This is a genomic window from Micrococcus sp. 116 (assembly GCF_902506395.1).
GTDB classification, from domain to species: domain Bacteria; phylum Actinomycetota; class Actinomycetes; order Actinomycetales; family Micrococcaceae; genus Micrococcus; species Micrococcus luteus.
This window is the reverse complement of record NZ_LR732370.1, coordinates 2,011,593-2,037,354: the sequence shown is the minus strand read 5'-3', so window position 1 is coordinate 2,037,354 and position 25,762 is coordinate 2,011,593. Positions and strand designations below refer to the sequence as shown.

The window sequence follows — 25,762 nt, the reverse complement described above, 5'->3', positions numbered from 1 at the left end:
GCGGGGGCGGCAGGGGCAGCGAGGAGGGTCTCGCTCATGCGGCTCAGCGTAGGGCGCGCCCGGGACCCCGTCACGAGGTCTCGGGCGCGTCGCCGGGGCCGCGGACCGGCGCCGAGCTGTGGGGCGCGGCTCGCACGCACCGCGCCCCGCCTGCTCACACCTCGGTGGAGGTGGCGGTGTCCAGGTTGCCGGTGGGCTCGTCCCCGAACACGACGCCCGGTCGGGTGAGCAGGGCGCGGGCGACGGCGACGCGCTGCTGCTGACCGCCCGAGAGCTCGTGCGGGCGGTGGCGCAGGCGGGTCAGGGCGGTGTCGTCCAGTCCTGTGATCTCCGTGCCGCCGATCCTCACGGAGCCCGAGGTCCGCGCGTCCAGCCCGGCCAGGCAGTGCAGGAGCGTCGACTTGCCCGACCCCGAGGGCCCCATGATCGCGGTGAACGCGCCCGAGGCGAAGTCCACGTCCACCCCGCGCAGGGCGTGCACCTGCGCGTCACCGCGCCCGTAGGCGCGGGTGAGGCCGCGGGCGCAGACGGCGGGCGCCGTCGTCGTGGTGGCGGACGACGACGGCGTGCCCGGCCCCGGCGCGACGGGGCCGGGGGTCGTGGGGGAGAAGGCGGGGGAAGAGGTGTCCATGGCGGCCACTCTCCCGCGCGGACCCGGCGGGGCGGATCGGAGGAGGGGACCACCTCCGCGGGCGGCGGGTCATGCCCGGGGATGAGGCGGGCCGGCGAGGCGTGGACCCGAGGGCGTCAGGTCCCCGCCGCCGGGCGGTGCCGGGCGGAGTGGGATGATGGGGACATGAGAGCCGACGCCCGCGCCAACCGCCAGGACCTGCTGGCGGCCGCCGGCCGTCTCATCGCCACCCAGGGGGCCGCGATGTCCCTCCGCGGGGTGGCGCAGGAGGCCGGGGTCGGCGTGGGCACGCTGTACGGGCACTTCCCCACGCGTCGGGATCTGCTGGACGCCGTGCTCGAGGACGTCGTGGCCCGCACCGGAGGGATCCTGCAGGCCTTCCTCGACGGGGCGGCCGGGGACGAGCGCGACGGCGGGGCCGAGGCGCGGTGGCGGCGGCTCGCCGAGGACCTGGGGGCCGTGAACCTGGCCTCGCTCGCGGCGGCCCGGGACGACTTCGACCCAGCCGACCGGCCGCCGGAGGCCCTCATCGCCGAGGCCGAGCGTGTGATCCTCGAGCTCGCGGACCAGGTGGTGGCCGGGGCGCGGCGGGCCGGGCTCGTGGGCCCGGACGTGACCGGGGCGGACTACCTGTTCGGCCTGCTCATGGTCACCCGGTCGCCGGAGTGCGAGCTGCTGGGCCACGGCCCGGGCCAGCGGGGCTGGCTGCTGGACACGTACCTGCGCGGCCTGCGGCCCTGAGGGCGCAGCCGGGTCAGTCGCCCGGGGCGTCGTCCTCCAGGACGGGGCGGGCGGTGGCCCACGCGACGGCGCCGGCGAGCAGGCCGGCGCCCGCGGTGAGTGCCAGGCGGAGCAGCCCCTCGACCCCCGTGAACAGGCTCAGGCCCAGCATCACGACGGCGGCCGTCACCAGCGCCACGAAGAAGGCCACGCATTCACTGTCCCGCTGCGCCTGCTCGGCGGCTGGGTCGGAGGCGCGGGACGTCGTCGGGGTGGGGTGGTCCAGGATGCTGCCGGTCATGGTGCCTCTCCTCCAGTGCGCGTCGGGCCGGGGCGGCCATCGGCGCGTGCACCCCGGCGGCGGACCCGCTGCGGGGCCTGCGTCCAGCATCGCGGAGGGGGTGGGCGCACCGGCAGGGCCATGAGGATGAACCTCGGGGCGTCCGACTCATACCCAGGTATGACCTGTGATTGTGCTGGCAGGTGCCTGGGGAGTGGCTCAGGGAAGGGCCCCGCCGCCCCGGCCGACCGCTGAGGCCGGCCGTTGAGGCCGGCCGTTGAGGCCCGCCGCCCAGGCCCGCAGACACGCCGCTACGACGACGGCGTAGCGGCGCGTCTGCGGGCCTCGACGAGGGGTGGGGCAGGGGCTAGGGCGGGGGCTGCAGGGCGTGCCGGAACGGCGGGTCAGAACTGCACGAGGCCCGCGCGGTGGGCGATGAGCACGGCCTGCACGCGGTCGCGGGCGCCGAGCTTGGCCAACACCCGGCCCACGTGCGTCTTCACCGTCGCCTCGGAGAGCACGAGCTCGGCGGCGATCTCCAGATTCGCGGCGCCCTGCGCCATGAGCACCAGCACCTCGCGCTCGCGCGGGGTCAGCGACGCCACCGCCGCCTGCTGCTCCTCGCACTCCGCGCTGCGGACCTGGTCCGAGCGCAGACGCGGGGCCATGTGCGTCAGGAGCCGGCGCGTCGTGGACGGGGCGATCACGGCGTCGCCCCGGTGCACCGTGCGGATCGCGGCGAGCAGCTCCTCGGGCGGGGCGTCCTTGAGCAGGAAGCCGCTGGCGCCCGCCTCGATCGCGTCGAAGGCGTACTCGTCCAGGTCGAAGGTGGTCAGCACCACGACGCGCGGGGCGTCCGGCCGGCGCAGCAGCGCGCGGGTGGCCTCGATGCCGTCCATCTCCGGCATGCGCACGTCCATCAGCACGACGTCGGCGCCCGCCACGGACACCGACGCCACCGCCTCGCGCCCGCTGCCCGCCTCCGCCACGACCGTCAGGTCCGGCTGCGAGTCCACGAGCATGGCCAGCCCGGACCGGATCAACGCCTGGTCGTCCACCAGGGCCACGCGGACGGGGGCGGTCTCCTCGGAGCTCATGGGGTCATCCTCTCAAGTCGGGCGGGGGCGGCCACCCCTCACACCGCCGAGTACGGCAGGTGGGCGGACACGCGGTACCCGGCCCCCACGCGCGGCCCCGACTCGAGCGTCCCGCCGAACAGGGCCGCCCGCTCGGCGGCCCCCCGCAGACCCTGGCCGCTTCCCCGGGTGGCGGGGTCGGCGGCGGCGCCGCAGCCGTCGTCGTCGATCTGCAGGTCCAGGCCGCGCGCCGTCCAGGCGAGCGTGACGAACGCGTCCGCGTCCGGCCCGCCGTGGCGCAGCGTGTTGGTCAGCGCCTCCTGCACGATCCGGTACGCGGCCAGCTCGCCGCCCGCCGGCAGCGCACGGCGGGGCGTGCCGGTCTCCAGCAGGGACACCTCGAGTCCGGACAGCCGCATCGTCTCCACGAGCGCGGGCAGGTCCGCGAGCCGCGGCTGGGGTCGGCGGCCCGGGGGTAGGCGGGTGCCGCGGCCGTCGGGGGAGGCGTCGGCGGCGGGCCGCCGGGCGTCGTCGTCCGTCACGCCGGGCACCCCGGCCACGGTCTCGCCGGTCTCGCGGAGCACGCCGAGCAGCTGGCGCATGTCCGCGAGCGCGGAGCGGCCGGTCTGGCCGATGGTCTCGAGCGCGGTGACCGCGAGCGCGGGCTTGGCGGCGGCGGCGTACCGGGCGCCGTCGGCCTGGGAGATGACCACCTGCAGGGAGTGGGCGACGATGTCGTGCATCTCCCGGGCGATGTGGCTGCGCTCGTCGGCGGCGGCGAGCTCGCGCTCCTGCCGGGACTGCACCTCGAGGCGGTGGGCGCGGTCCTCGAGGGCGCGCACGGTGAGGCGGCGGTTGCGCACGACGTCGCCGAACGCCCACGCGGTGAGCACCATGAGCCCGCAGCCGATCGCCATGATGACCATGGCCAGCGGCTCCGCGGGGGAGCGGACGGTGAGGCCGTCGGGCGTGACGAACTGCGCCGGGAACAGCCACACCTTCACCCCGTTGGCCACGCCGCCGGCCAGCCCCGTGAGGAGCCCGGCCACGGAGATGCTCCGGGGCGCGTTCGCGGCGAGGTTGTAGACGGTGAGCGGCACCATCAGCAGGGACATGCTGAACTCGGGCCCGGCGAGCAGGTGCAGGACGGCCGCGGCCGTCACGACGGCGGCCGAGGCCACCGGGCGCACCCGACGCACGGCCCACGGCAGGACCATGCCGGCCCCGGCCAGGAGGGAGACGGCCGTCTGCCTGCCCTGGGGGTCCGGGGCGACCATCGGCCCGAGCGCGATCCACGGGAGCGCCACGAGCACGGTGAACAGTGCCGCGGCGGCCATCACGTCGGTGCGCACGGGGTGCAGGCGCGTCCACTGGTCGAGGCGGCGCAGGGGGTTCACGCGGGCCAGCCTAGGTGTTGTGGGTCATGAGGTTCTTGCCACGAGGCGCCGGCTGAGATGAGACGAGTGGGCCTCTCCCGCAGGATGGAAGTTCCTCAACAACCCACCTGCCCGAAAAGACCCACTCATGACTCACGCTAACGCACCCCTGACCCCCACCGGCCGTCTCAGGATGGTCCACCGCCACCTGCACGACGGGATCCCACAGGCGCACGTGGCCGCCGAGTTCCGGGTGAGCCGGCCCACGGTGGCCACCTGGGTGGCCCGCTACCGCGCCGAGGGCGAGGCCGGGCTGCTCGACCGGCCCAGCCGTCCGCGCCGTTCACCTGCCCAGCTCGACCCGGCCCTGGTCACCCAGATCCTCACCCTGCGCCGGGAGTGCAAGTGGTCGGCCCGCCGGATCCATCACCACCTCGTCTCCGAGGGCCACCGGGTGTGCCTCCGAACGGTGGGCAGGTGGCTGCACCGGCTGGGCATCTCCCGGTTGCCAGACCTCGCGCCCACAGGTGAGGACCTGCGCCAACGACCCCAGAAGATCACCGCGAGAGGGCCGGGGCACATGGTGCACCTGGATGTGAAGAAGATCGGGAAGATCCCAGACGGGGGCGGCTGGCGCACCCACGGACGTGAAAGTGAAGCCCCGATGCTGCTTCCTCTTCTGGAGCAGCTGCGCGTGACCCGGCCAGTAGGGCGGCCCCGGACCCGCCCCGAGGCCGTGCTGGGCGATAAGGCGTACTCCTCCCGGGCGATCCGCACCCACCTACGTGCCCGTGGGATCAAAGCGGTCATCCCCGAACCGGCCGACCAGCAGGGCCACCGCAGACGGCGCGGTGCCCGCGGCGGGCGCCCCGTCAGCCTCGACGCGGACGCCTACAAGGGCCGCAACGTCATCGAGCGTCAGTACGCTCACCTGAAGCAGTGGCGGGGTCTGGCGACCCGGTATGACAAGTACGCGATCATCTACAGGGCCGCTGTGGTCCTGAATGCTGTGCTCGCATGGTCCAAACGATTGTCAGACATGCCCTAGGCCGCAGGCGGAGGGGCCGGCGTCAGCCCGCGGGATGATCCGGGGCGGTCCTCAGGGCGTGAGGGAGGCGAGGACGTCGACGGCCGGCGCCTCCCGGACCCGGTGCGCCTCGGTGCCGGCCCACAGGTGGACGCGTTCGAGGTCGCCGGCGGCCGCGGCGGCGGCGCGCAGCCCCTTCGTCAGGACGTTGACCTCGGGGTACGCGGCGGGGGCGTCCGGGTGCTCCGCCATGAACGCGGTGGCCAGCGACCGCGCCCACCGCCCCGTGTAGGCGCGGGTCAGGCCGGTGCGGGCCCGGCCGTCGTCAGCGGAGAAGCGTGTCCCGGCCGCACACGCCGCGACGGCGGCCCGGTGCGCCGCCGAGGTGCCCGCCTCCGGGGTGAGGAGGAACGCGGTGCCGGCCGAGACGGCGTCCGCGCCGGCGGTCAGCAGGGCGCGCACGTCCTCGGCGGTGCCCACGCCGCCGGCGGCCACCACGGGCACGGCGCTCGTGGCCCCCGTCCCGACGACGTCGCGCACCGCCGGCAACACCGCCGGCAGCTCGGCGCGGGGCGGCTCCGCGGCCGGGTCCGACGTGCCCCGGTGCCCGCCGGCGCGGTGGCCCTGCACCACGAGGAACGCGGCCCCGTGCTCGAGGGCGGCCCGCGCCTCGGTCGCGTCCGTCACGGTGGCCCCGGCCGGGATGCCCGCGGCGGCCAGCCGGGCGAACACGTCCGCGGCCGGCAGGCCGAACGTGAAGGAGACCAGCGGCCACGCCTGCTCCTCGGCGGCGGTGAGCAGGGCGTCGAAGTCGGCCCGTTCGGCGTCGGGGTCCGGGACCACGTCCGCGGCCGTGGGCAGGTCGGCGGCGCCGTCGGCCGTCAGGTCCGCCCGGTACGCGGCGACGGCCGCCGCCCGCGCCGACCGTGCCGCCTCCGTGCGCGCCGCGTCCGGGATGGCCGTGTTCACCGCGTCCGGCACGAACAGGTTCACGCCCCAGCGGTCCGGCCCCTCCGCGCCCAGCAGCGCGCGCAGCGCGTCCACCTGCGCGCGCATCTGCGCGGCCGTCCGCATGCCGCCGGCGAGGAACCCGCCGCCGCCTGCGCCGACGACGGCGGCGACCAGCTCCGGGGTCGAGGGGCCGCCGGCCATCGGGGCCACCGCCACGGGCACGGGCGGGATCAGGCGGGCGCGGGTGACGTCGTCGGGGTGGGATGGCTGCGTCATGACCCCCAGAGTAAGGGGAGGGGTGTCGGCCCCACCCCGCGCCTACAGTGGGGCGCAGTACACGAGGAGAGGGGGTGCGCCGTGGAGGTGCTGCTCGCGCTCTCACCCATCCTGCTCACCCTCGTGCTGCTGCTCACCCGGCTGCCCGCGTGGGTGGCCCCGGCCGCCGGGACGGCCGTGGCCGTGCTGCTGGCCCTCACGGTCTTCGGCGTGGCCCCGGGCGACCTGGGCGGCGCGGTCGGCGCCGGCGTGCCCACGCTGCTCGAGATCCTGGCGATCATCGCCGGCGGTATCACCCTGTCCCGCGTCATGGAGTACTCGGGCGGGCACGCGCGCCTGGCCGCGTGGCTGTCGGCGGGCAACGGCCCCACGATCGCGACCGCGCTGCTCATGGTGCACGGCGTCATCCCGTTCCTCGAGACCGTGACCGGGTTCGGCGTCTCCCTGATCGTGGGTGTGCCGCTGCTGCTGGGTCTGGGCTACACGGCGTTCCGGTCCGCGCTGATCTCCGTCCTCGCGCTCACCATCGGCCCGTGGGGGTCCATGGCGCCGGGCACGCTCATGGGCGCCCGCCTGTTCGGCCTGGACTTCCGGGAGATCGGGGTCACCGCCGCGGTGTTCAACCTGCCGGCCTGCCTGGTGGCGGGCGTGGCCACGGTGCTGCTGCTGCGCGGGGCGCGCGGCATGCGAGTCGACGTCGGCCCGGCCCGGACACTGCCCTGGCTCGGCGTCGCCGTGCTCTCCGGGGTCGCCCAGTGGGCGCTGATCCTGGGGGCGAACCTCGTGGTCGGCACCGCGCCGGCGGGCGCCGTCGCCACGTTCGTGCTCACCGTGGCCTGGCTGCTCGTGATCCGCGGCGGCCGGCTGCTGCCCGGGCCGGGGCGGGACGTGGTGCCGTACCTGACGCTCATGGCCGGCACCGTGCTGGGCACCACCGTGAAGGGCGCGTTCGGGCTCGAGGGGGCGGCGGCCCTCGTGGGGACGCCGGCGCTGTGGGCGTTCGTGGCGGTGGGCGTGGGCGTGTGGCTGCTCCACCTCGACGCCGCCGCCCGCCGCCGCGTCCCCCGCGAGGCCGGGAAGCTGTGGGTGGGCACCGCCATCCCCAACGCGCTCTACGTGGCGTTCGGGCTCATCCTCTCCGCCGGCGGGGTCTCGCAGGCGCTCGCGGGCGCACTCAGCGGGATGGGGGAGTCCTACCTGGTGGCGATGCCGTTCCTCGGCGCGTTCGCCGGCTTCATCACGGCCTCGAACACCGGGGCCATGGCCCTGATCGGCCCCCTGCAGATGGACACAGGCGCCGCCCTGGGCGTCCCCCCGCCCTGGTCCAACGGCCTGCACAACGCGGCCGCGGGCTGGGGCATCGTCGCCGGGCCCGCTCGCATCCAGGTGGCCCACGGCATGGCCGCGGGGGCGCAGTCGCCGCAGATGCCCGGCTGGGCCGTGACGCGGCGGAACCTGTTCGTGGTGCTGCTGCCGGCCATGCTCGCCGGGATCCTCGGCATGGCCGTGATGGGCTGGTTCCTGCTGCCGCGGTGACGCGCGGGGGGTGGAGCGGGGCCCGGGTGGGGCGGCCCGGTTCCGTGGGCGGAAGCGGCAGGCCAGAGCGTTCCGTGGGCAGAAGTGCCCTCTCTTCTGCCCACGGAGGCGACGGGGTTGTGGGTTCTGCCCACGGAGGCGACGGGGTTGTGGGTTCTGCCCACGGAGGCGATGGGGTTGTGGGTTCTGCCCACGGAGGCGCCGGGACTGCGGTGGCCGGCCGGGCGCGGGAGCCGGCCCGGTCCGCCCCGAGGCGGGGGCCGACGTCGACCTTCGGTGGACGCGCGGCGGCCTGTGCGCCTCCTAGGCTGGGCGCCATGATCCGAGTAGTCGTGGCCGACGACCAGGCGTTGATGCGCACCGCCCTCGAGCACTTCGTGGCCCAGGCCGAGGACCTCGAGGTGGTCGGCTCCGCCGAGGACGGGGTCCAGGCCCTCGAGGCGGCCCGCACGCTGGCCCCCGACGTCGTGCTGATGGACATGCAGATGCCCCGCATGGACGGCGTCGAGGCCACCGCGCGCATCTCCGCCGAGGCCCCCGGCGTGCGCGTCCTGGCGATCACCACCTTCTCCTCCGAGCAGTACCTCGTGCCCGCCTTGCGCGCCGGCGCCGCCGGCTACCTCGTGAAGGACGCCCCGCCGGCCGAGGTGGTGGACGCCATCCGCCGCGTCCATGCCGGGGACGCCGTGTTCTCCGCCCGCGTGGCCGCGGACCTGGTGGAGGCCGTCACCGCGGCCCCCGAGCACACCGCCCCCTGCCCGGCCGAGCCCCTCGCCCCGCACGAGCGCCTCACCGAGCGCGAGCTGGACGTGGTCCGCGAGCTCGCCAAGGGCGCCTCCAACGCGGAGATCGCCGGCGCCCTGTTCCTCGCGGAGGCCACGGTGAAGTCCCACATCGGCAAGGTCCTGGACAAGTGGCAGGTCCGTGACCGCGTGCAGATCCTCATCCGCGCCGCCCGCGCGGGCCTCGTGGACATCGGATGAGCATCGCGGCGCCCGCCCCGGCTCGGACGACGACGGCGACGTCGCCCCCGCCTGCCGAGTCTCCCCTGGGCTCCCGCCTGCCGGCGATCCTGCGCACGGAACCCGTCTCCCGGCACACGCGGATCGTCCTCTATGTGATCGTCGGGCTCATGGTGCTGGGGGAGATCCTCACCCTGATGCTGGGGCCCACGGTGGCCGCCGGGCTGAGCGCCGACCCCGAACTCGCGGGCATCCTCGAGGAGGACGGCGGGCTGACGGGTGAGGGGCGGGAGCCGCTCCTGCGCTGGGTCCTGTTCCTGGCGAGCGTGCTGGTCACGCTGCTGTTCGGGTGGCAGCCCACCCTCGCGGCGGTGTTCGTGCTGCTCGGGTGCACGTTCGGTCTGGTGGGCCTCGTGGAGGCGGACCACGCGCACCTCACCCCGCAGGCGTTCAGTGGCGGGGTCGTCCTGGGCGCGGCCATGGTGACGCGGTACTCGCACCGGGTGTTCGTCTGGTTCGCCCTGGGCGCCCTCATCCTGCTCACCGTCGCGGGCGAGGTCCTCACCGACGGCACGTGGGCGGACGAGGACAGCCTCAAGGGCGTCATGGTCATCACGCTCATCGTCGCGCTGTGCGTGGCGGTGCCGGCCTTCATGATCCGCCGATCCCGGCATCGGGCCCGGGACCGCGAGGCGGCCCTGCGCCGGGCCGAGGAGGCCGCCGCCTGCGCCGCGGAGGCCGAGCGGCAGCGGATCGCGGCGGAGCTGCACGACGTCGTCGCGCACGGGCTCACCGTGATCTCGATGCAGGCCGCCATGCTGCCCACCCAGAGGGACCCGGACAAACGGGCCGCCGCGGAGAAGGCCATCGAGGAGGCCGCCCGGCAGTCCCTCGTGGACCTGCGCCGCATGCTCACCGCGCTGCGCGGCTCCTCCCGCAACGCGCAGACGGCGGAGGGGGACGCCGTCGTGGACCTGCCGGCCCGCCTCGACGAGTTCGAGGCCCAGCTGCACGCGGCCGGGTTCGCGGTCGAGCGCTCGCTGACCGAGCTGGACGAGCTGCCGCGCTCCCTGGAGCTGACCGTGCTGCGTGTGGTGCAGGAGTCGGTGACGAACATCCTCAAGCACGCCCCGCGCCGCGGCACGGTGCGCCTGACCTCGCAGCTCGAGGGCGCGGACCGCCTCGTGCTGTGCATCGCCAGCCCCATGGACGAGGGCGAGCCCCGCCGCGACCGCGTGGTGGTCGCGATGGCCAGCGGCTTCGGCCTGGCCGGCATGCGCGAGCGCGTGGCCGTGTTCGGCGGCACCCTCACGGCCGGCCCGCTGGGCGGCTGCTGGGTGGTCCGCGCCGAGCTGCCGCTGCGCTGAGCCGGGGCGGCAGCCGCGTCCTCCCGCGTCCTCCCGCGTCCGGGGGCGAAAGTGGGCGGTATCCGCGCGGGATACCGCCCACTTTCGCCCCCAAAGGGACGGGGTGGGGTGGCCGACGACGGCGGCCCTCAGCCCAGCGGGACCGTCAGCTTCTCGCCGGGGGACAGGGTGTGCTCGCGGCCGGCGATGATCATCGGCACGTCGTGCCACATGCCCTCGCCCGCGGCCACCGTCACCTCCCGCTGGGTCATCTGGATGACCACGGGCTGCTGGCGGAACCGGATGGTGAACCGGGCGCCGGGCAGCTGGGCGGGCATGCGGGGGTGCAGCCGGACGACGTCGTCGCGCGTCTCGAGGCCCGCGTAGCAGCGGATCACCGTGTCCACGGTGCCCGCCATCAGGCCCAGGTGGATGCCCTCCTTCGTGGTGCCGCCCTGCGTGTCCGAGAGGTCCGACTCGAGGGCCTCCGTGAACAGGTCCCAGGACCGGTCCGGGTCCGTGCGGGCCGACACCCACGCGTGCACCAGCCGGGAGAGCGTGGAGCCGTGCGTCGAGCGGGCCTCGTAGTACGTGACCATCCGCTCGAACGCCTCCTCGGGCAGCTCGTAGCCCATGCGGCGCAGGATCCGGTCCAGCTCCTCGGCGGAGAACAGGTATCCGAGCATGAGGGTGTCGGCCTGCTTGGAGAGCTTGTACCGGTTGGTGGCGTCGCCCTCGGCCTGCAGGATCAGGTCCATGCGGCCGATGTTCCCGTACTTGGCGCGGTAGGCCTCCCAGTCGAACTCGAGCAGGTCCTGGTAGCCCTCGAACTGGGCGAGGATGCCGGCCTCCTCGCCCTCCTCGAAGAACGGCACGGTCAGACGGGTGCTGACCTCCTCCCAGCGCTCGATCTCCTCCTCGGAGATCTCCATGAGCTCGGGCAGGCCGTCGTCGATCGTGTCCAGCCAGCGGACCAGGCGGGCGGTCTCCGCGAGCACCCACGAGGTCAGCACGTTCGTGTACGCGTTGTTGCGCAGGCCGGAGCCGGGGGTCTCGGGATAGCCGTCGTGGAACTCGTCCGGGCCCATGACGCCGTGGATCTCGTAGCGGTCCGTGACGGCGTTGTGCAGGGTCATGGACATGAAGAACCGGGAGATCTCCACGAGCATCTCCGCGCCGTAGTCCGAGATGAAGGACGTGTCCTTCGTGATCTCGATGTACCGCAGCACCGAGTAGGCGATGTCCAGGGAGACGTGCCGCTGGTTGTGGGAGTTGTCCGGCATCCACATGCGCGAGCGCGGGTTCCACAGCTCGGTGGGCGTCTCCTCGGAGCCGTCCGCCCCGGACTGCCACGGGTACATGGCACCGGCCCAGCCCTCGGCCTGGGCGTTGGCGCGGGCCTCGTTGAGACGCCGGTAGCGGTACATCAGCAGGCCCCGGGTGATCTCGGGGCGGCGCAGCGTGAGCATCGGGTAGACGTAGATCTCGTCCCAGAAGATGTGGCCGCGGTAGCCCTCGCCGTGCAGGCCGCGTGCCCCCACGGAGGCGTCCAGGTCCCGGCGGCGGCCGTAGGCCGTCTGGAGCACGTGGAACGTGTGCAGGTTCAGGGCGAGCTGCTGGCGCAGCGACGCGCCGTCCTTGCCCATCGGGACCGCGGACCCCACCGGGGCCGAGTGGCCGGCGTCGACGACGGGCGGCGCGTATTCGCCGCCGGCCTCCGCCGCCGTGGAGCGGCGCTGATGCCGGTACGGCTCGGCCAGGTCGATGCGCACGGAGAACCGGTCCCAGTTGGTGCCCCAGCGCTGCTCGTGCAGGGTCAGCAGGTTGCGGAAGTTCTGGGCGCGCTGGACGTCCTTCACCGCCGACTCCCACACGGAGGCGTTGGCGTGGTCGTGGCTCGTGGCGACGGCGGCGATCTTCTCCAGCACGAGCGGCACGCCCTCGTCCACGTGGAGGAGGATGTCCTGGCCGACCACCAGGTCCGAGCCGTCCACGGGGCGGCGGATGGGCTCGTGGTGGCCCACCGGCGCCACCTGGCGGGTGCGGGTGGCCACGGCCACGTGGATGCCGGACTGGTTGGTGGCGGTCTCGAGCAGGACGGTCTCGCCGTCGATCTCCCGGGCCTGGACCGGCTCGAGGTGCTGGTTGGCGAGGGTGCGGTCGTCGGAGACGTTGAGGTTGGCCACGCGGCCCTCGATCTTCGAGCGCACCGTGAGGTCCCCGGACCAGTTCTCCGCCACGACGGTCAGCTCGATCGCGGCGAGGTGCCGGTTGGCCAGCGAGGTGAACTGTCGGGTGTGGACCGTGGTGCGCCGGCCCTGCTCGTCCTCGAAGGTCATGGTGCGGGAGAGCACGCCGCGGCGCAGGTCCATCTCCTGGCCGTACTCCACGAGGTTCTCCTCACCCGGCAGCAGCGGGCGGCCGTGGCGCGGGGTCACCACGAGCGGGGTCCAGTCCTGGATGTTGACCATGTGCTCGGTCTCCACGACCCGGCCCTGGACCATCGAGGTCAGCCGGTTGAACACCCCGGCCATGTAGGTGCCGGGGTAGTGGACGGAGGAGATGTGCGTGCCGGGCACAGCGCCGCGGGTGCCCCAGTACCCGTTGGCCAGGGTGCACAGCACCTCGCGCGTGCCCTCGGAGGCCGGGTCGAAGCGGTCCCAGCGCAGCACCCACGCGGGGTCGAACGGGGTGGTGGTGCGGTCCTCCAGATGCAGGGTCCCGTAGTCCTGGACCACCAGGTGGGCGCCGGCCGCCTTGAGTCGGCCCTTGCCGAGCTCGGGCTCGCGGTCCACGCCGATCACGAGGCCGAAGCGGCCGTCCGAGGCGGCCTTCACGCCGGAGACGGCGTCCTCGAGGACCATCGCGTCCGCGACGTCGACGCCCAGCTCGCGGGCGGCCTCCCAGAACATCGCCGGGTCCGGCTTGCCCGGCAGCCCGCGCTCGACGGCGGTGTTCCCGTCCACGATCACGGGGAAGAAGTCCAGCACGCCGCCGGCCGTGAGCACGGCGCGGGAGTTCTTGGAGCTGGTGACCAGTGCGACCGGCACACCCTTGGCCCGCAGCCGCTCGAGGAGGTCCTGGGCCTCCGGGAACACGCGGACGCCGTCGCGCTCGAGGACCTGCTCGAAGTAGCCCTGCTTGCGCTCGGCGAGGGCGAGGACGGTCAGCTCCGGGGCGGCGTCCGCCTCGGGGGCGTCGGCCTCCGGCACCCTCAGGCCGCGGGAGGCGAAGAACGTGCGGACCCCGTCCTCGCGGGGGCGCCCGTCCACGTGGTGCAGGTAGTCGGCGGCGGCGTCGAAGGGACGCAGCACGTCCGGGTCCGCGGCGACGACGGCGGCGTTGGCGGGCAGCGCGCCCACGGCGGGCAGCGCCCCGTCGAAGAGCTCCTTCCACGCCTGCGCGTGCACGCCGGCGGTGTCCGTGATGACCCCGTCCATGTCGAAGATGACGGCGCGGTAGCGGCGGAGCCGGTGACGGCGGGCGTTCAGGTCCTGCGGAGCGGCGGGGGTGAGCGTCTGCGACATGGGAACCAGCCTACGGGCGGGGAAGTGGGGCCGCACGGGGAGTGCCGCGGCGATGTTCACCGCAGCGAGCGCGCCGTCGTTCCGGCCGACCGCACCGCAGCGACATCACAGCGGTTCTCAGCTGCGGTGATGTCGCTGCGGCGCGGTGGGTTCCGGGAATAGGGTCGTGCCGACGGGGCGGACGTGTGCCCCCGCGCGCCGGAAGCGTGGCCCGGGAACGAGCAGGACACACTCGGCGGAGATGGCCGGGGGGCGAAGGGCTCATGAACTGGATGATGAGCAAGTGATGGATGCGAAGCCGACGCGGTTGCGGAAGAAGGCGACGCGGGAGGAGATCCTGGCGAGTCTGCCGGTGCAGGCGCGGGTGCGTCCGGCGCGGTGGTTGCTCCTGTGGCTGATCGTCGTGGTGTGCATCGCGGTGTTCGTGTGGGTGATCTTCCGGCCGCCGGAGGATGTCTCGGCCGGGTTCGGGGTGTGGCGTGTGGCGTCGTTCATCGGGTTGGCGCTGGCGTTGGCGGTGCTTCCCGCCGCGACGATGGGTCTGTTCCGGCCTCGGCATGTCACGTTCGATGAGCGACGGGTGTGGACGCGGGACTGGTCCGTGGACTGGGCGGACGTGAAGGAAGTCCGTGCTGTGGCGCCAGAGTCGGAGCACACGATGAAGGTGGCGCTCAAGGTGGACGAGCGGCTGTGGAACGAGGGTGGTCTGCGCAAGGCCAACCGGTGGGACTCGGGACGGCCGTTGCAGGGTGGCGGGTTGACCCGTGCGCAACCGCTCGTGCTCACGCAACCCGCGCTCGCGCCGTCGGCTCTGACGCTGCTGCAGGTCTTCGTCGAGTTGAAGAAGCGGAACCGTCGGGCGGGGAGCCCGCGGTGACGCGCCCCGGCTTCCGTCACCGCCGGGTCAGCAGCGTGAGCACCTCCGCGTGCCGGGTCTGGGGGAACATGTCGAACACCTGCACCCGCGCCACCCGATAGCTCGGCATCCGGGCCAGGTCCTGCGCGAGCGTCGCCGGGTTGCAGCTGGAGTACAGGACGGTGGGCACACCCGAGTCCTCCAGCGCGTCCGCCAGCTCGGCGCCGATGCCCCGCCGGGGCGGATTCACGACGACGGCGTCCGGGCGGGGCCGCCGTTTCTTGAACGAAAGCGCCTCCGGAGCCCGCCGTTTCTCGAACGAAAGCGCGGAGGTGGCGTCGCCGTCGGAGAAGCGCGCCCGGTCGGCCAGGCCGAGCTCCGCGGCCGTCTCCCGGGCCGCGGCCACCGCCTCGGCGGAGGACTCCATGCCCCACACGTCGCGCACGCCGGCCCGGGCCAGGTGGAACGCGAACCCGCCCACCCCGCAGTACAGGTCCCACGCCGACGCCGGCACACCGCCCTCGGCGACCCACGCCGCCGCCGTCGCGTACAGCCCCTCGGTCACCGCGGTGTTCGTCTGGAAGAACCCCTGCGGGCGCAGCCGCAGGCCGATCCCGTTCAGTTCCATCCGCAGGGTCGGCCCGCCGGCGAGCACGATCTCCTCGTCGCCCTCGGGCAGGGCCACGTGCTCGGGCAGCAGGTTCGCGCTCACCACGGCGGCGGGTGTCCCGCGCGCCGCGAGGTCGTCCAGCAGCCCCGGCACCGCCGCGCGCAGCGCGTCCAGCCGGTCGGCGGAGCGCAGCACGAACCGGACCATCGCCTCCCGGTCGGGGGAGAGCGTCACGATCACGTTCTTCAGCTCGCCCGTGCGGGCGGCGACGTCGTAGGGCTCCAGCCCGGCCGCCGTCACCGCCGCCGCGCACGCGTCGAACACGCCTTCCATGCCGGCCTCGTACAGGCCGCAGTCGCGCAGGTCCACGCCGGCGCCGTCGTGATGCCGGGGGTGCTGGCGCGGGTCCAGGATGCCCAGCCGCGGCGCCGCCGCCGACCCCGTGACCACGAGCTTCGCCTTGTTCCGGAATCCGGCCTCCGCGGAGGCGAACGGCTCGGCCACGACCGTGTCCGCGTCGACCGCGTCCGCCAGGGCGGCCAGGACCGCGGCCTGCTTGTCCGCGAGCTGCCGGGCGTACGGCACGCCCATCAGCGGGCAGGAACGGCACTCGCCGACGTCGAAGTGGGGGCACTGCACGGGCGTCGCCTCAGCCCTCGAGGCTGACCCGCAGGCCGGGCCGGTCCAGGCGGATCGCGAGCTGCTCGAGGGCCAGCTCGGCGGCCGCGGCCAGGTCCGCGTCCACGTCCATCACCATGCCGGTGAGCACGGGCAGGGCGGACTCGAGGTCCTCGGGGCGGGCGAGGGCGCCCAGCGCGGACGCGGCCGACGCGCGGACCTCCGGGTCCGGGTCGGCACAGCCGGCCCGCACCGCGTCCACGAGGGTGCGGTCGACGGCGGCATCGCGGCGCAGCGAGCCGGCGCGGGAGGCGAGCACGAGGTGGGCCGCCGAGCGGACGTCCGCCTCGGGGGCGGTGAGCGCCCCGGTCAGGGCGGGCAGCGCGCTGCGGTGCCACGCGTGCATCAGGGCCAGGGCGCCGGTCGCGGCGGGGCTGAGGTCGCCGTCGTCGCCGGTGAGGGCGCGGGCGGCGCCCGAGGTGACGTCATCGGGAGTGGCCGCGCCGGTCATCAGGCGCACCGCCAGCCCGGCGACGGCGGCCTCCCCGCGCTCGGCGACGGCGGCCTCGGTGCGGCGGCGCAGGCGGTCGTGCGGAGTCTGGGGCTCCGCGGGCAGGGGGAGACGGTCGAAGGCGGTCATGGGTCCATTGTCCCCCGTGCGCGGACCCGCCTGGGGCGCGGCCGGGAGGTTCCCCGCAGACTCCTGGACGGGGCGTGACCGGCCGCACAGGGCCCGGACTCGGGTGATACGTTCGACGGCATGAGACCCCCCGGAGCCCTCGCCCTCGAATTCCGGGCGGACAGCTTCGATCATCCCACCGGCCTGGTGGACGCCGGCACCGTCATCTCCTGGATCGAGAAGGCCGGCTACGCCGTCGCGGCGAGTTGGGCCGGGACGTTCGTGCGTGCCCGCTACATGGGGCACACCCAGTTCCGGCACCCCGTGCCGGTGGACCGCCGCGCTGTGGTGCAGGCGCGCGTGGTCCACACGGACGGCGCCGAGGTGCACGTCCAGACCCGCCTGCTGCTGCCGGAGATCCGCGACGACGACGGCGACCCCGTGGTCGCCACCTCGTCCCTCGTGGTCTACGCCGCGGAGGAGGGCGGGGTGCCCGTGACCGTGCCGGTCTGGGAGCCCTCGACCCCCGGCCAGATCGAGCGCGACGAACAGGCCCGCCGCTCCACCGTGGCCCGCCGCGCCGTCGAGCGCGGCATGGCCCGACTGCCGTTCCCCGCGCCCGGGGAGGCCCCCGAGGAGATGAGCACCCTCGCGTTCCTGGCCCCCAACGCGGAGGCCACCGTGGGCGGCACCATCAACGCGGGCGCGATCCTGCGCTGGGTGGACGAGGCGGCCGCCGTCTGCGCCGCCCGCTGGACCGGACATGAATCCGTGGTCGCGGTGTTCGGCGGCGGTGTGCGCTTCGTGCGGAACATCCACGTGGGCGACCTCGTGCGCGTGGAGGCCCTCCTGGTGAACACCACGGAGCGGTCCATGCATGTGGCGCTGCGCGTCTACGCGAGCCGACGCACCGGGGCGGAGTCCCGCCTGGTGGCGCACTCGATCGCCGTCATGGTGGACGTCTCCGCGGAGGACCAGGCCCAGCGGGTGCGGCAGTACATCCCCGAGAGCGAGAGCGCCCGGAGGCTGCAGGAGACGGCGATCGAACTCGTGCGCATGCGCTCCGAGGTGAGCGCGGCCTGGACCGAGATGCGCCGCTCGACCGATCCGCGCTGACGGGGCCCTGAGTAGACTGAGCGAATGCGTCGACCGTCCCTGCCGTCCCTGTCCCGCCTGCCGGTCCGTCGTCTCCTCCGGGGAGCGGCCGTGGCCGCGGGCGTCGGTCTCGTGGGACTGCCGCTGACGGTCGCCGCCGGGCTCACCGGCGTGGACATGGTCAAGCGCGGCGGCCGAGTGCGCCGACCCGCGCCGAACCCCGGCGTGTTTGACGCCCACGTGGAGGGCTCCGAGCTGCGCATCTTCACCTCGGGTGAGGACCTCTACAAGGAGATGATCGCCGCGATCGACGGAGCGCAGCGGATCATCAAGTTCGAGACCTTCATCTGGAAGGGCGACCCCACGGGCCAGCGGTTCATGGACGCCTTCAACCGGGCGGCCGCGCGCGGCGTGGAGGTCTACGTCTCCTACGACGGGTTCGGGAACCTCGTGGTCCCGCCCCGCTTCTACCGTCAGCTGGACCCGCGCATCCACGTGTTCCGGCTGCCGGCCTTCGCCCGCCCGATCTGGCGAGGCGTGGTCCGGCACAGCGGGTTCAACCACTCGAAGATCATGGTGGTGGACGACGAGGTCGGCTTCGCCGGCGGCTTCAACATCGGCGACGACTACGCCCGCCTGTGGCGGGACACCCACGTGCGTGAGCGCGGCCCGGCGGTGTGGGCGCTGGGCCAGTCGATCTCCATCAAGTGGAACGCCCACCACCGCGCGGGCGAGCAGATGTCCTGGCGCCCCCCGGACACGTGGGACCCGCGCGTCACCGTGGCCGCGAACCAGCCGCCGCTCCTGGTCTACCCGATCCGGCTGAGCTACCTCGACGCCATCCAGCGGGCGCAGCACCGCATCCTCATCAACACGCCGTACTTCATCCCGGACCAGCAGGTCCTCGAGGCGCTGCTGCACGCGGCCCGGCGCGGGGTGGACGTGCAGGTGATGGTGCCGGAGGACTCCAACCACATCGTGGCGGACTGGGCCTCGCGCGGCTTCTTCGGGAAGATGCTCGAGGCCGGCATCACGATCCTGCTGTACAGGGCCAGCATGATCCACGCGAAGACCGCCACCGTGGACGGCATCTGGTCCACCGTGGGCTCGGCCAACGTCGACCGCCTCTCCCTGGGCTTCAACTACGAGTCCAACGTGGTGGTCGTGGACCGCGACTTCGCCGCCCGGATGGAGGAGATCTTCGCTCTCGACGCCCAGCGGGCCGTCCGGATCGACACCCCGCGCTGGGAGGACCGTCACGGCCTCGCCCGCGTGGTCGAGGCCCTGCTGGTACCACTGCGTCCCCTGCTCTGAGGACCCCGGGCGCTGAGCCAGACGTTTCTGCAGTTCTGACGCCCGATCCGCAGCGGAATCATCTGGCTCACGCCCCCCGCCGCGTGAGCCAGACGTTTCTGCCGTTCTGACGCCCGATCCGCAGCGGAATCATCTGGCTCACGCCCCCTGGCGACGTCTCCCGACCGTGCCGTCCCTTCCCGTCGCCGCCCGGGCTCACCCTCTCTCTTGCATACCCCTGGGGGTATACCCTACGCTCGTTCTCGACATACCCCAGGGGGTATCGGATGGACATCGAGACCCCCCGACCCGGAGGAGAACCATGCTGCTCGAGCGCATCTACGACGAGGACCTCGCCCAGGCCAGCTACGTGATCGGCTGCCAGGCGAAGAACGAGGCGATGGTGGTGGACCCCCGCCGCGACATCCAGGTGTACCTGGACCTGGCCGCCAAGAACGGCATGACCATCACCCACGTGACCGAGACCCACATCCACGCGGACTACCTCTCCGGCACCCGCGAGCTGGCCCACGCCACCGGCGCCCAGATCCACCTGTCCGGCGAGGGCGGCGAGGACTGGGCCTACGGCTTCGAGGGCAACCTCCTCAAGGACGGCGACACGGTGACGCTCGGCAACATCACCGTCGAGGCCGTGCACACCCCGGGCCACACCCCCGAGCACCTGTCCTTCCTCGTCACCGACGGCGCCTTCGCGGACGCCCCGGGCTACATGCTCACCGGCGACTTCGTGTTCTCCGGCGACCTCGGCCGCCCGGACCTGCTGGACGAGGCCGCCGGCGGCGTCGACACCCGCTTCGAGGGCGCCCAGCAGCTCTTCGCCTCCCTCAAGGCGAAGTTCCTGACCCTCCCGGACCACGTGCAGGTGTTCCCGGCCCACGGCGCCGGCTCCGCCTGCGGCAAGGCACTCGGCGCGCTGCCCTCCACCACGGTCGGCTACGAGCGCAAGTACGCGTGGTGGTCCGACTACCTGAAGAACGACGACGAGCAGGGCTTCATCGACGAGCTGCTCGACGGCCAGCCCGACGCCCACGCCTACTTCGCCCGCATGAAGCGCCAGAACAAGCAGGGGCCAGCCATCCTGGGCGAGCTGCCCGAGCTCGAGGAGCTGGACGCCGGGGGCGTGCAGGCGACGCTCGCCGAGGGCGCCGTGTTCGCGGACACCCGCGGTGTGGACGAGATCCTCGCCGGCACCGTGCCGGGCGCGCTGGCCTTTCCGTCCCGCGGCAAGGTCGCCACGCACGCCGGCTGGGCCTACGACCCGGAGAGCGACGACGCCGCCCTCGTCCTGCTCGCCGAGGACCGCGAGGACGCGCACACGATGCGCGACCACATGATCCGCGTGGGCGTCGACGCCGCCGCCGCGTTCACCACCTCCGTGGACGGCCTCACGTTGGAGCCGGTGCCCACCGTGCAGGCCGACGAGCTGCGGTCCCGCATCGAGGCCGGCGAGGTCGGCGCGGAGCAGGACACCGTGCTGGTGGACGTGCGCAACAAGACCGAGTTCTCCCACGGCACCGTGGCGGACGCCCGGCAGCTGAACGCCGGCAAGGTGCTCTTCCACCAGGAGGAGCTGCCGAAGGACAAGACCCTGGTGACCTTCTGCCAGTCCGGCCTGCGCAACATCGTGGCCGCCCAGGCGCTGCGCCGCGCCGGGTTCGACGTGATCGAGCTCGAGGGCAGCTACGCCGCCTGGCAGCAGTCCTGACACACCCCCAGACCAACCCCGAGGAGCCCCTCCCATGAGCGTCACCCTGTCCCCCGTCGCCCCGCGCGACCTGAAGGCCGAGCTGGCCGCCCGCCCCGACGCCGTCGTGCTGGACGTGCGCACCCCCGGCGAGTTCGAGACCGAGCACATCGCCGGCTCCTACAACGTGCCGCTGGACCTGCTCCAGGAGCACGCGGACGAGGTCGCCGCCCGCCTGGACGGCACCGCGGTGCTCGTCTGCCAGTCCGGCAGCCGGGCCGGCACCGCCCAGGACCGTCTGGCCCAGGCCGGCTTCACCTCCGCGCGCGTCCTGCAGGGCGGCATCTCCGCCTACGCCGAGGCCGGCGGCGAGGTCGTCCGCAGCGGCAACCGCTGGTCCATGGACCGTCAGGTCCGCATGACCGCCGGGTCCATCGCGCTGGTCGGGGCCGTGGCCTCCCAGGTCGGCTCGAAGCGGTTCGGCCTCATCCCCGCCGCGATCGGCGCGGGCCTGTCCTTCTCCGCCGTGTCCAACACGTGCGCCATGGCGTCCGTGCTGGCCAAGATGCCGTGGAACCGCCCCGCGCAGGAGCGCTCCGCGGGCGACGTGATCGGCCGCATCCCCACCGGCGCGGGGAAGCGGAGCTGACCCGTGATGTGGATCGTCCTCGCCCTGGCCCTCGTGGTCGGCCTGCTGCTCGGCCTCATGGGTGGCGGCGGGTCGATCCTGATGGTGCCCCTGCTGACGTACGTGGCCGGCCTCGAGCCGAAGCAGGCCATCGCGGGCTCCCTGTTCGTGGTGGGTGTGACCTCGCTGGTCTCAGTGCTGCTGCACTCGCGGCACGGCACCGTCCGGTGGCGCACCGGCCTGATCTTCGGCGCGGCCTCGATGGTGGGTGCCCTCCTGGGCGGCGTCGTCGGCGGCTTCCTGCCGGGGACCCTGCTGCTGATCGCCTTCGCGGTGATGATGCTCTTCACGGCGTGGGCCATGATCCGGCCCAAGAAGACGCAGCCGGCGGCCGCCCCCTCAGTGGAGGCCTCGGCTGACGTCGAGCCCCGCCGCCACCCGCTCGGGAAGATCCTGCTGGAGGGCGTCGTCGTCGGCTTCGTCACGGGCATCGTCGGCGCCGGCGGCGGGTTCCTCGTGGTCCCTGCGCTGGTCCTGCTCGGCGGCCTGCCGATGTCCGCTGCGGTGGGCACGTCCCTGCTGGTGATCGCCATGAAGTCCTTCGCGGGCCTCGGCGGCTACCTGACCAGCGTGACGCTGCCGTGGGACCTGCTGCTGTGGGTCACCGGTGTGGCCGTGGTCGGTGCGCTGATCGGCGTTCCGCTCATGAAGCGGGTCCCGGAGAAGGCGCTGAAGAAGGGCTTCGGCTGGTTCGTGCTGGCCATGGGCCTGGTGATCCTCGTCCGGGAGCTCATCGGTCTCCTCGTGTGACATCCGGCGACGTCGCCGGATACCCCTGGGGATATGATTCCCCTCCCCGCCACCGTGACAAAGGAGGTCGCCGTGCGCACCGCCGACGCCGAGACCCAGCGCAAGATCCTCAACCGCCTCAAGCGGGCCCGCGGCCAGCTGGACGCCGTCATCCGCGAGGTCGAGGGCGAGGGTCGCTGCAAGGACGTGGTCACGCAGCTCTCCGCCGTCTCCACCGCGCTGGATCGCGCCGGCTTCGCGGTCGTCTCATCCGCCATGCAGTATTGCCTCGCCGACCCCGAGAAGGCGGAGGACGAGGAGAAGCTCACCGTCGCCGAGCTCGAGAAGCTCTTCATGACCCTGGCCTGACCGGCCACCCCGAAGCCCCCTCGCCGAAAGGATCCCTCATGTGCCGTCCGGCGCGCTGACCCGTCTGCCGCAGGGCCACCTGGGCCGGATGCGGCCGGCACGTCGAGTCCCTCAAGGCCGTCGTCCCCGCGGCGCAGTGGTGCGATGGCCGTCACCCTGATGCCGAGCGCGACGCAGCCCGCGCGGGCCGTGCCGGGGCCGCAAGGTTCTTCGCGAGGCTCTTCGGGCGCTGAGCCAGGCGTTCCGGGGGCGTGAGCCAGATGTTCGTGCTGTTCTGAGGGACCCTCAGCCGCGGAAACGTCTGGCTCACGCCCCCCGTCTGGCGTCGCTCAGTCCTCGTACGGGTCCGCCAGCGGGTGGTTCGGCAGCCGGCTGTCCGGGGTGCGCCCGCGTCCCCTCGACGACGGCTGCTGCCCGCGCCCTCCCGCGGCTGGGGCACAATGAGCCCGGCCCCCTTCGGCCCACCTCACTGCAGCCCACGCGGCCGCGCGCCCATCCCGACTCCCTGGGAGCCCCATGCTCTGGACCCTGCTCCGCCGTCACGGCCGGCGCTATCGCGGCGCCGTCGCGGCCGTCGTCGTGCTGCAGCTGATCAGCACGCTGGCCATGCTGTACCTGCCCAGCCTCAATGCCCGCATCATCGACGAGGGCGTAGCCCGCGGCGACACCGCCCGCATCTGGGACATCGGCCTCGTGATGCTCGGCGTCGCGCTGGTGCAGGTGGTCGCCGCGATCGCCGCCGTGTGGTTCGGGGCGAAGGCCTCGATGGGCGTCGGCCGGGACCTGCGCCGCGCCGTCTACACCCGCGTGGACGCGTTCTCCGCGGAGGAGCTCGGCCGCTTCGGCGCCGCGACCCTCATCACGCGCGGCACCAACGACGTCAACCAGGTCCAGATGCTCACCCTCATGGCCCTGAACTTCATGGTGGCCGTGCCGATCATGGCGGTCGGCGGCATCATCATGGCCATCCGCGAGGACCCGGGCCTGTCCTGGCTCGTGTGGGTCTCCGTGCCGGTGCTGCTGGTGATCGTGGCGTGGATCGTCGCCCGTCTCATGCCGCTGTTCCAGCGGATGCAGGACAACATCGACGACGTCAACGGCGTGCTGCGCGAGCAGATCCAGGGCATCCGCGTGGTCCGCGCGTTCGTGCGCGAGCGCCACGAGACACGCCGGTTCACGGACGCCAACGCCGCCCTGACGGAGACCTCCGTGCGGATCGGCCGGCTGTTCGTGCTGCTCGGCCCGGTCATCACGATGATCCTCCACCTCGCCACCGCCGCCGTCCTGTGGTTCGGCGGCGAGCGCGTGGACGCGGGGCTCGTGCAGGTCGGCGCGCTCACCGCGTTCATGCAGTACCTGCTGCAGATCCTCATGGCGGTGATGATGGGCACCTTCATGATGATGATGCTCCCGCGCGCCGTGATCTCCGCGGGCCGCATCGGCGAGGTCCTGGACACCGTCCCCACGCTCGGTGAGCCGGTCCGCCCGGTGACCCCCGCGCGTCGCGACGGCGCCGTGGAGCTGCGCCACGTCACCTTCCAGTACCCCGGCGCCGAGGCGCCGGTGCTCGACGACGTGAGCTTCGCCGTCGCCCCCGGCACCACGACGGCGATCATCGGCTCGACCGGCTCCGGCAAGTCCACGCTGATCAGTCTGCTGCCGCGGCTGTACGACGCGACGTCCGGCGAGGTGCTCGTGGACGGCGTGCCGGTGACCGACCTGGCCCGGGCCGAGCTGACCGAGGCCGTGGCCCTCGTGCCGCAGAAGCCGTACCTGTTCTCCGGCACCGTGCGGGAGAACATGCAGTTCGGGGCCCCGGACGCCTCGGACGAGCGCATCTGGGCGGCCCTCGAGACGGCCCAGGCCGCCGACTTCGTGCGCGCCCGCACCACCGGCAAGGGAGAGGCGGCGGCTTCCGGTCTGGACTCGCGGCTGTCTCAGGGCGGCACGGACGTCTCGGGCGGCCAGCGCCAGCGCCTGTCCATCGCGCGTGCCCTCGTGGCCGAGCCGCGGGTCCTCGTGTTCGACGACTCATTCTCCGCCCTGGACGTCACCACCGACGCGCGGCTGCGGGCGGCGCTCGACCGCGCGGCGGCCGGGGTGACCCGGATCGTCGTCGCCCAGCGGGTGGCCACCATCACCGACGCCGACCAGATCATCGTGCTGGACGAGGGCCGCGTGGTCGGCCGCGGCACCCACGCCGAGCTGCTGGCGGACAACCAGACCTACCGGGAGATCGTGGACTCCCAGCTGACCGCGGAGGACGTGGCATGAGCGAGCACCTGACGGACGAGGAGATCCTCGAGATCCAGGAGCAGGGCGCCACCGACGACTGGGGCGGCGGGCCGGCCCGCAAGGCCAAGGCGTTCTGGCCGTCCGCGAAGCGGCTCATGAGCCTGTTCCGCACGGAGAAGCTGGGCCTGGTGGTGGTCGCGCTGATGGTGCTGGTCGCCGTCGTGCTCAACGTGTGGGCCCCGCACGTCCTGGGCCGGGCGATGGACGTGATCTTCGGCGGCGTGGTCTCCGCGCAGATGCCCGGCGGGCTGAGCCGCGAGCAGGTCATCGACGGGCTGCGCGCCCAGGGCGAGGACCAGGCCGCAGAGATGCTCTCCGGCATGGCGTTCACGCCGGGCGAGGGGATCGACTTCACCGAGCTGGGCCGGCTGATCCTCATCGTCCTGGGCATGTACCTGGTGGCGCAGACCTTCATGTGGCTGCAGGGCCGCGTGCTCAATGACATCGTCATGCGCATCGTCTTCCGCCTGCGCGAGGAGATCGAGGCCAAGATCAACCGGCTGCCGCTGAGTTACTTCGACCGCGGGCAGCGCGGCGACCTGCTCTCCCGCGCCACCAACGACGTGGACAACGTCCAGCAGGCCCTCCAGCAGGCGTTCGCCTCGCTCGTGTACTCGGTGCTGACCGTGATCGGCATCGTCGGCATGATGTTCTGGCTGTCCTGGCAGCTCGCGCTCATCGCCCTGGTCGCCCTGCCGGTGGCCGGTGTGGTGGTGGGCGTGATCGGCAAGAAGTCCCAGGCGCTCTTCTCCGCGCAGTGGCGGGAGACGGGCCGGCTCAACGGGCACATCGAGGAGTCGTTCACGGGGCACGAGCTGGTGACCGTGTTCGGCCGTCAGCGGGACATGGCCGCGCGCTTCGACGAGCGCAACGAGGAGCTGTACGAGGCCGCGTTCACGGCGCAGTTCTACTCGGGGATGATCATGCCGATCATGCAGTGGGTGAACTGGCTGGGCTACGTGGGCATCGCGGTGGTCGGCGGCCTGCGCGTGGCCAACGGGCAGATGACCCTCGGCGCCGTGACCGCGTTCATCCAGTACTCGCGCGAGTTCAACCAGCCGCTTGGGCAGATCGCCGGCATGTCCAACATGCTGATCTCCGGCGTGGCGTCGGCCGAGCGCATCTTCGAGCTCCTCGACGAGCCGGAGGAGACCCCCGACGGCACCCCCGCCCGCAC

21 protein-coding genes and 1 pseudogene are annotated in these 25,762 nt (G+C 73.4%); 14 read left to right on the top strand and 8 right to left on the bottom strand.

The annotated features are described in order from the left end of the window. Positions 1 to 157 precede the first annotated feature (157 nt). Positions 158 to 631 (bottom strand): annotated as a pseudogene (locus CITRIK5_RS09530) (ABC transporter ATP-binding protein); the annotation flags it as partial. Positions 632 to 796: 165 nt separating this feature from the next. Here CITRIK5_RS09530 and CITRIK5_RS09525 point away from each other — a divergent pair. Next, positions 797 to 1,372, top strand: a complete 576-nt coding sequence (locus CITRIK5_RS09525) for a TetR/AcrR family transcriptional regulator (RefSeq protein ID WP_061866764.1) — start codon at positions 797 to 799, stop codon at positions 1,370 to 1,372. Positions 1,373 to 1,385: 13 nt separating this feature from the next. Here CITRIK5_RS09525 and CITRIK5_RS09520 read toward each other — a convergent pair whose 3' ends face one another. The 3 genes from CITRIK5_RS09520 to CITRIK5_RS09510 all read right to left on the bottom strand — a co-directional run bounded on the left by CITRIK5_RS09520 (position 1,386) and on the right by CITRIK5_RS09510 (position 4,104). Beyond that, positions 1,386 to 1,652, bottom strand: coding sequence for a hypothetical protein (locus CITRIK5_RS09520; RefSeq protein ID WP_020625619.1), 267 nt, complete (start codon positions 1,650 to 1,652; stop codon positions 1,386 to 1,388). A gap of 383 nt (positions 1,653 to 2,035) precedes the next feature. Then, on the bottom strand, positions 2,036 to 2,728 hold the full coding sequence (locus CITRIK5_RS09515; RefSeq protein WP_012751126.1) for a response regulator transcription factor: 693 nt from the start codon (positions 2,726 to 2,728) through the stop codon (positions 2,036 to 2,038). Positions 2,729 to 2,766: 38 nt separating this feature from the next. After that, positions 2,767 to 4,104, bottom strand: coding sequence for a sensor histidine kinase (locus CITRIK5_RS09510; RefSeq protein WP_061866766.1), 1,338 nt, complete (start codon positions 4,102 to 4,104; stop codon positions 2,767 to 2,769). Between the two features lie 127 nt (positions 4,105 to 4,231). Between CITRIK5_RS09510 and CITRIK5_RS12250 the strand changes: the two genes are divergently transcribed. Next, the gene (locus CITRIK5_RS12250) at positions 4,232 to 5,131 is read left to right on the top strand and encodes a helix-turn-helix domain-containing protein (RefSeq protein WP_159833595.1); all 900 of its coding nucleotides are present in this window, start codon (positions 4,232 to 4,234) and stop codon (positions 5,129 to 5,131) included. Positions 5,132 to 5,182: 51 nt separating this feature from the next. Here CITRIK5_RS12250 and CITRIK5_RS09495 read toward each other — a convergent pair whose 3' ends face one another. Further along, positions 5,183 to 6,337: a nitronate monooxygenase gene (locus CITRIK5_RS09495; protein WP_036316206.1), complete on the bottom strand. Its 1,155-nt coding sequence runs from the start codon at positions 6,335 to 6,337 to the stop codon at positions 5,183 to 5,185. Between the two features lie 81 nt (positions 6,338 to 6,418). Between CITRIK5_RS09495 and CITRIK5_RS09490 the strand changes: the two genes are divergently transcribed. The 3 genes from CITRIK5_RS09490 (at position 6,419) to CITRIK5_RS09480 (ending at position 10,202) form a co-directional block, all read left to right on the top strand. Then, positions 6,419 to 7,873, top strand: a complete 1,455-nt coding sequence (locus CITRIK5_RS09490; RefSeq protein ID WP_123244273.1) for an L-lactate permease — start codon at positions 6,419 to 6,421, stop codon at positions 7,871 to 7,873. A 317-nt stretch (positions 7,874 to 8,190) separates the two neighbouring features. Then, on the top strand, positions 8,191 to 8,856 hold the full coding sequence (locus tag CITRIK5_RS09485; protein ID WP_036316202.1) for a response regulator transcription factor: 666 nt from the start codon (positions 8,191 to 8,193) through the stop codon (positions 8,854 to 8,856). Next, a complete protein-coding gene (locus CITRIK5_RS09480) occupies positions 8,853 to 10,202 on the top strand; it encodes a sensor histidine kinase (RefSeq protein ID WP_051995287.1) in 1,350 nt (449 codons plus the stop codon). Before CITRIK5_RS09485 ends, CITRIK5_RS09480 begins: the two co-directional genes overlap by 4 nt. A 128-nt stretch (positions 10,203 to 10,330) precedes the next feature. Here CITRIK5_RS09480 and CITRIK5_RS09475 read toward each other — a convergent pair whose 3' ends face one another. Beyond that, positions 10,331 to 13,708 (bottom strand): beta-phosphoglucomutase family hydrolase, encoded by a 3,378-nt coding sequence (locus CITRIK5_RS09475; RefSeq protein WP_036316201.1) that lies wholly within the window; start codon positions 13,706 to 13,708, stop codon positions 10,331 to 10,333. Positions 13,709 to 13,994: 286 nt separating this feature from the next. On the opposite strand from CITRIK5_RS09475, the gene CITRIK5_RS09470 reads away from it, so the two are divergent. Further along, the gene (locus CITRIK5_RS09470; protein ID WP_036316210.1) at positions 13,995 to 14,585 is read left to right on the top strand and encodes a hypothetical protein; all 591 of its coding nucleotides are present in this window, start codon (positions 13,995 to 13,997) and stop codon (positions 14,583 to 14,585) included. 16 nt (positions 14,586 to 14,601) lie between these two features. On the opposite strand, the gene rlmC is transcribed toward CITRIK5_RS09470, so the two are convergent. Both rlmC and CITRIK5_RS09460 read right to left on the bottom strand, forming a co-directional pair. Next, entirely contained in the window at positions 14,602 to 15,813 is a 1,212-nt protein-coding gene (gene rlmC, locus CITRIK5_RS09465) for a 23S rRNA (uracil(747)-C(5))-methyltransferase RlmC (protein ID WP_129866966.1), read from the bottom strand. Positions 15,814 to 15,823: 10 nt separating this feature from the next. After that, a complete protein-coding gene (locus CITRIK5_RS09460; RefSeq protein ID WP_020628173.1) occupies positions 15,824 to 16,432 on the bottom strand; it encodes a HEAT repeat domain-containing protein in 609 nt (202 codons plus the stop codon). Positions 16,433 to 16,552: 120 nt separating this feature from the next. Here CITRIK5_RS09460 and CITRIK5_RS09455 point away from each other — a divergent pair, with 120 nt between their 5' ends. The 8 genes from CITRIK5_RS09455 to CITRIK5_RS09420 form a co-directional block, all read left to right on the top strand. Beyond that, positions 16,553 to 17,527, top strand: coding sequence for an acyl-CoA thioesterase (locus CITRIK5_RS09455; RefSeq protein WP_036316197.1), 975 nt, complete (start codon positions 16,553 to 16,555; stop codon positions 17,525 to 17,527). A gap of 24 nt (positions 17,528 to 17,551) precedes the next feature. Further along, positions 17,552 to 18,820 carry a phosphatidylserine/phosphatidylglycerophosphate/cardiolipin synthase family protein gene (locus tag CITRIK5_RS09450; protein WP_036316196.1) on the top strand — a complete coding sequence of 423 codons (1,269 nt, stop codon included), beginning with the start codon at positions 17,552 to 17,554 and terminating at the stop codon, positions 18,818 to 18,820. A gap of 301 nt (positions 18,821 to 19,121) precedes the next feature. Then, positions 19,122 to 20,525, top strand: coding sequence for an MBL fold metallo-hydrolase (locus CITRIK5_RS09445; protein WP_036384546.1), 1,404 nt, complete (start codon positions 19,122 to 19,124; stop codon positions 20,523 to 20,525). A gap of 34 nt (positions 20,526 to 20,559) precedes the next feature. After that, complete coding sequence (locus CITRIK5_RS09440) at positions 20,560 to 21,153, top strand: rhodanese-like domain-containing protein (protein ID WP_052007121.1); 594 nt, start codon at positions 20,560 to 20,562, stop codon at positions 21,151 to 21,153. A gap of 6 nt (positions 21,154 to 21,159) precedes the next feature. After that, entirely contained in the window at positions 21,160 to 21,942 is a 783-nt protein-coding gene (locus CITRIK5_RS09435; RefSeq protein WP_080696032.1) for a sulfite exporter TauE/SafE family protein, read from the top strand. 72 nt (positions 21,943 to 22,014) lie between these two features. Further along, positions 22,015 to 22,290, top strand: coding sequence for a metal-sensitive transcriptional regulator (locus CITRIK5_RS09430; protein WP_044659303.1), 276 nt, complete (start codon positions 22,015 to 22,017; stop codon positions 22,288 to 22,290). 516 nt (positions 22,291 to 22,806) lie between these two features. Next, the gene (locus CITRIK5_RS09425; protein WP_129866969.1) at positions 22,807 to 24,564 is read left to right on the top strand and encodes an ABC transporter ATP-binding protein; all 1,758 of its coding nucleotides are present in this window, start codon (positions 22,807 to 22,809) and stop codon (positions 24,562 to 24,564) included. After that, positions 24,561 to 25,762, top strand: a 1,202-nt coding sequence (locus CITRIK5_RS09420) for an ABC transporter ATP-binding protein (protein WP_201294453.1), incomplete at its 3' end; no start/stop codon positions are given. The genes CITRIK5_RS09425 and CITRIK5_RS09420, both read left to right, overlap by 4 nt.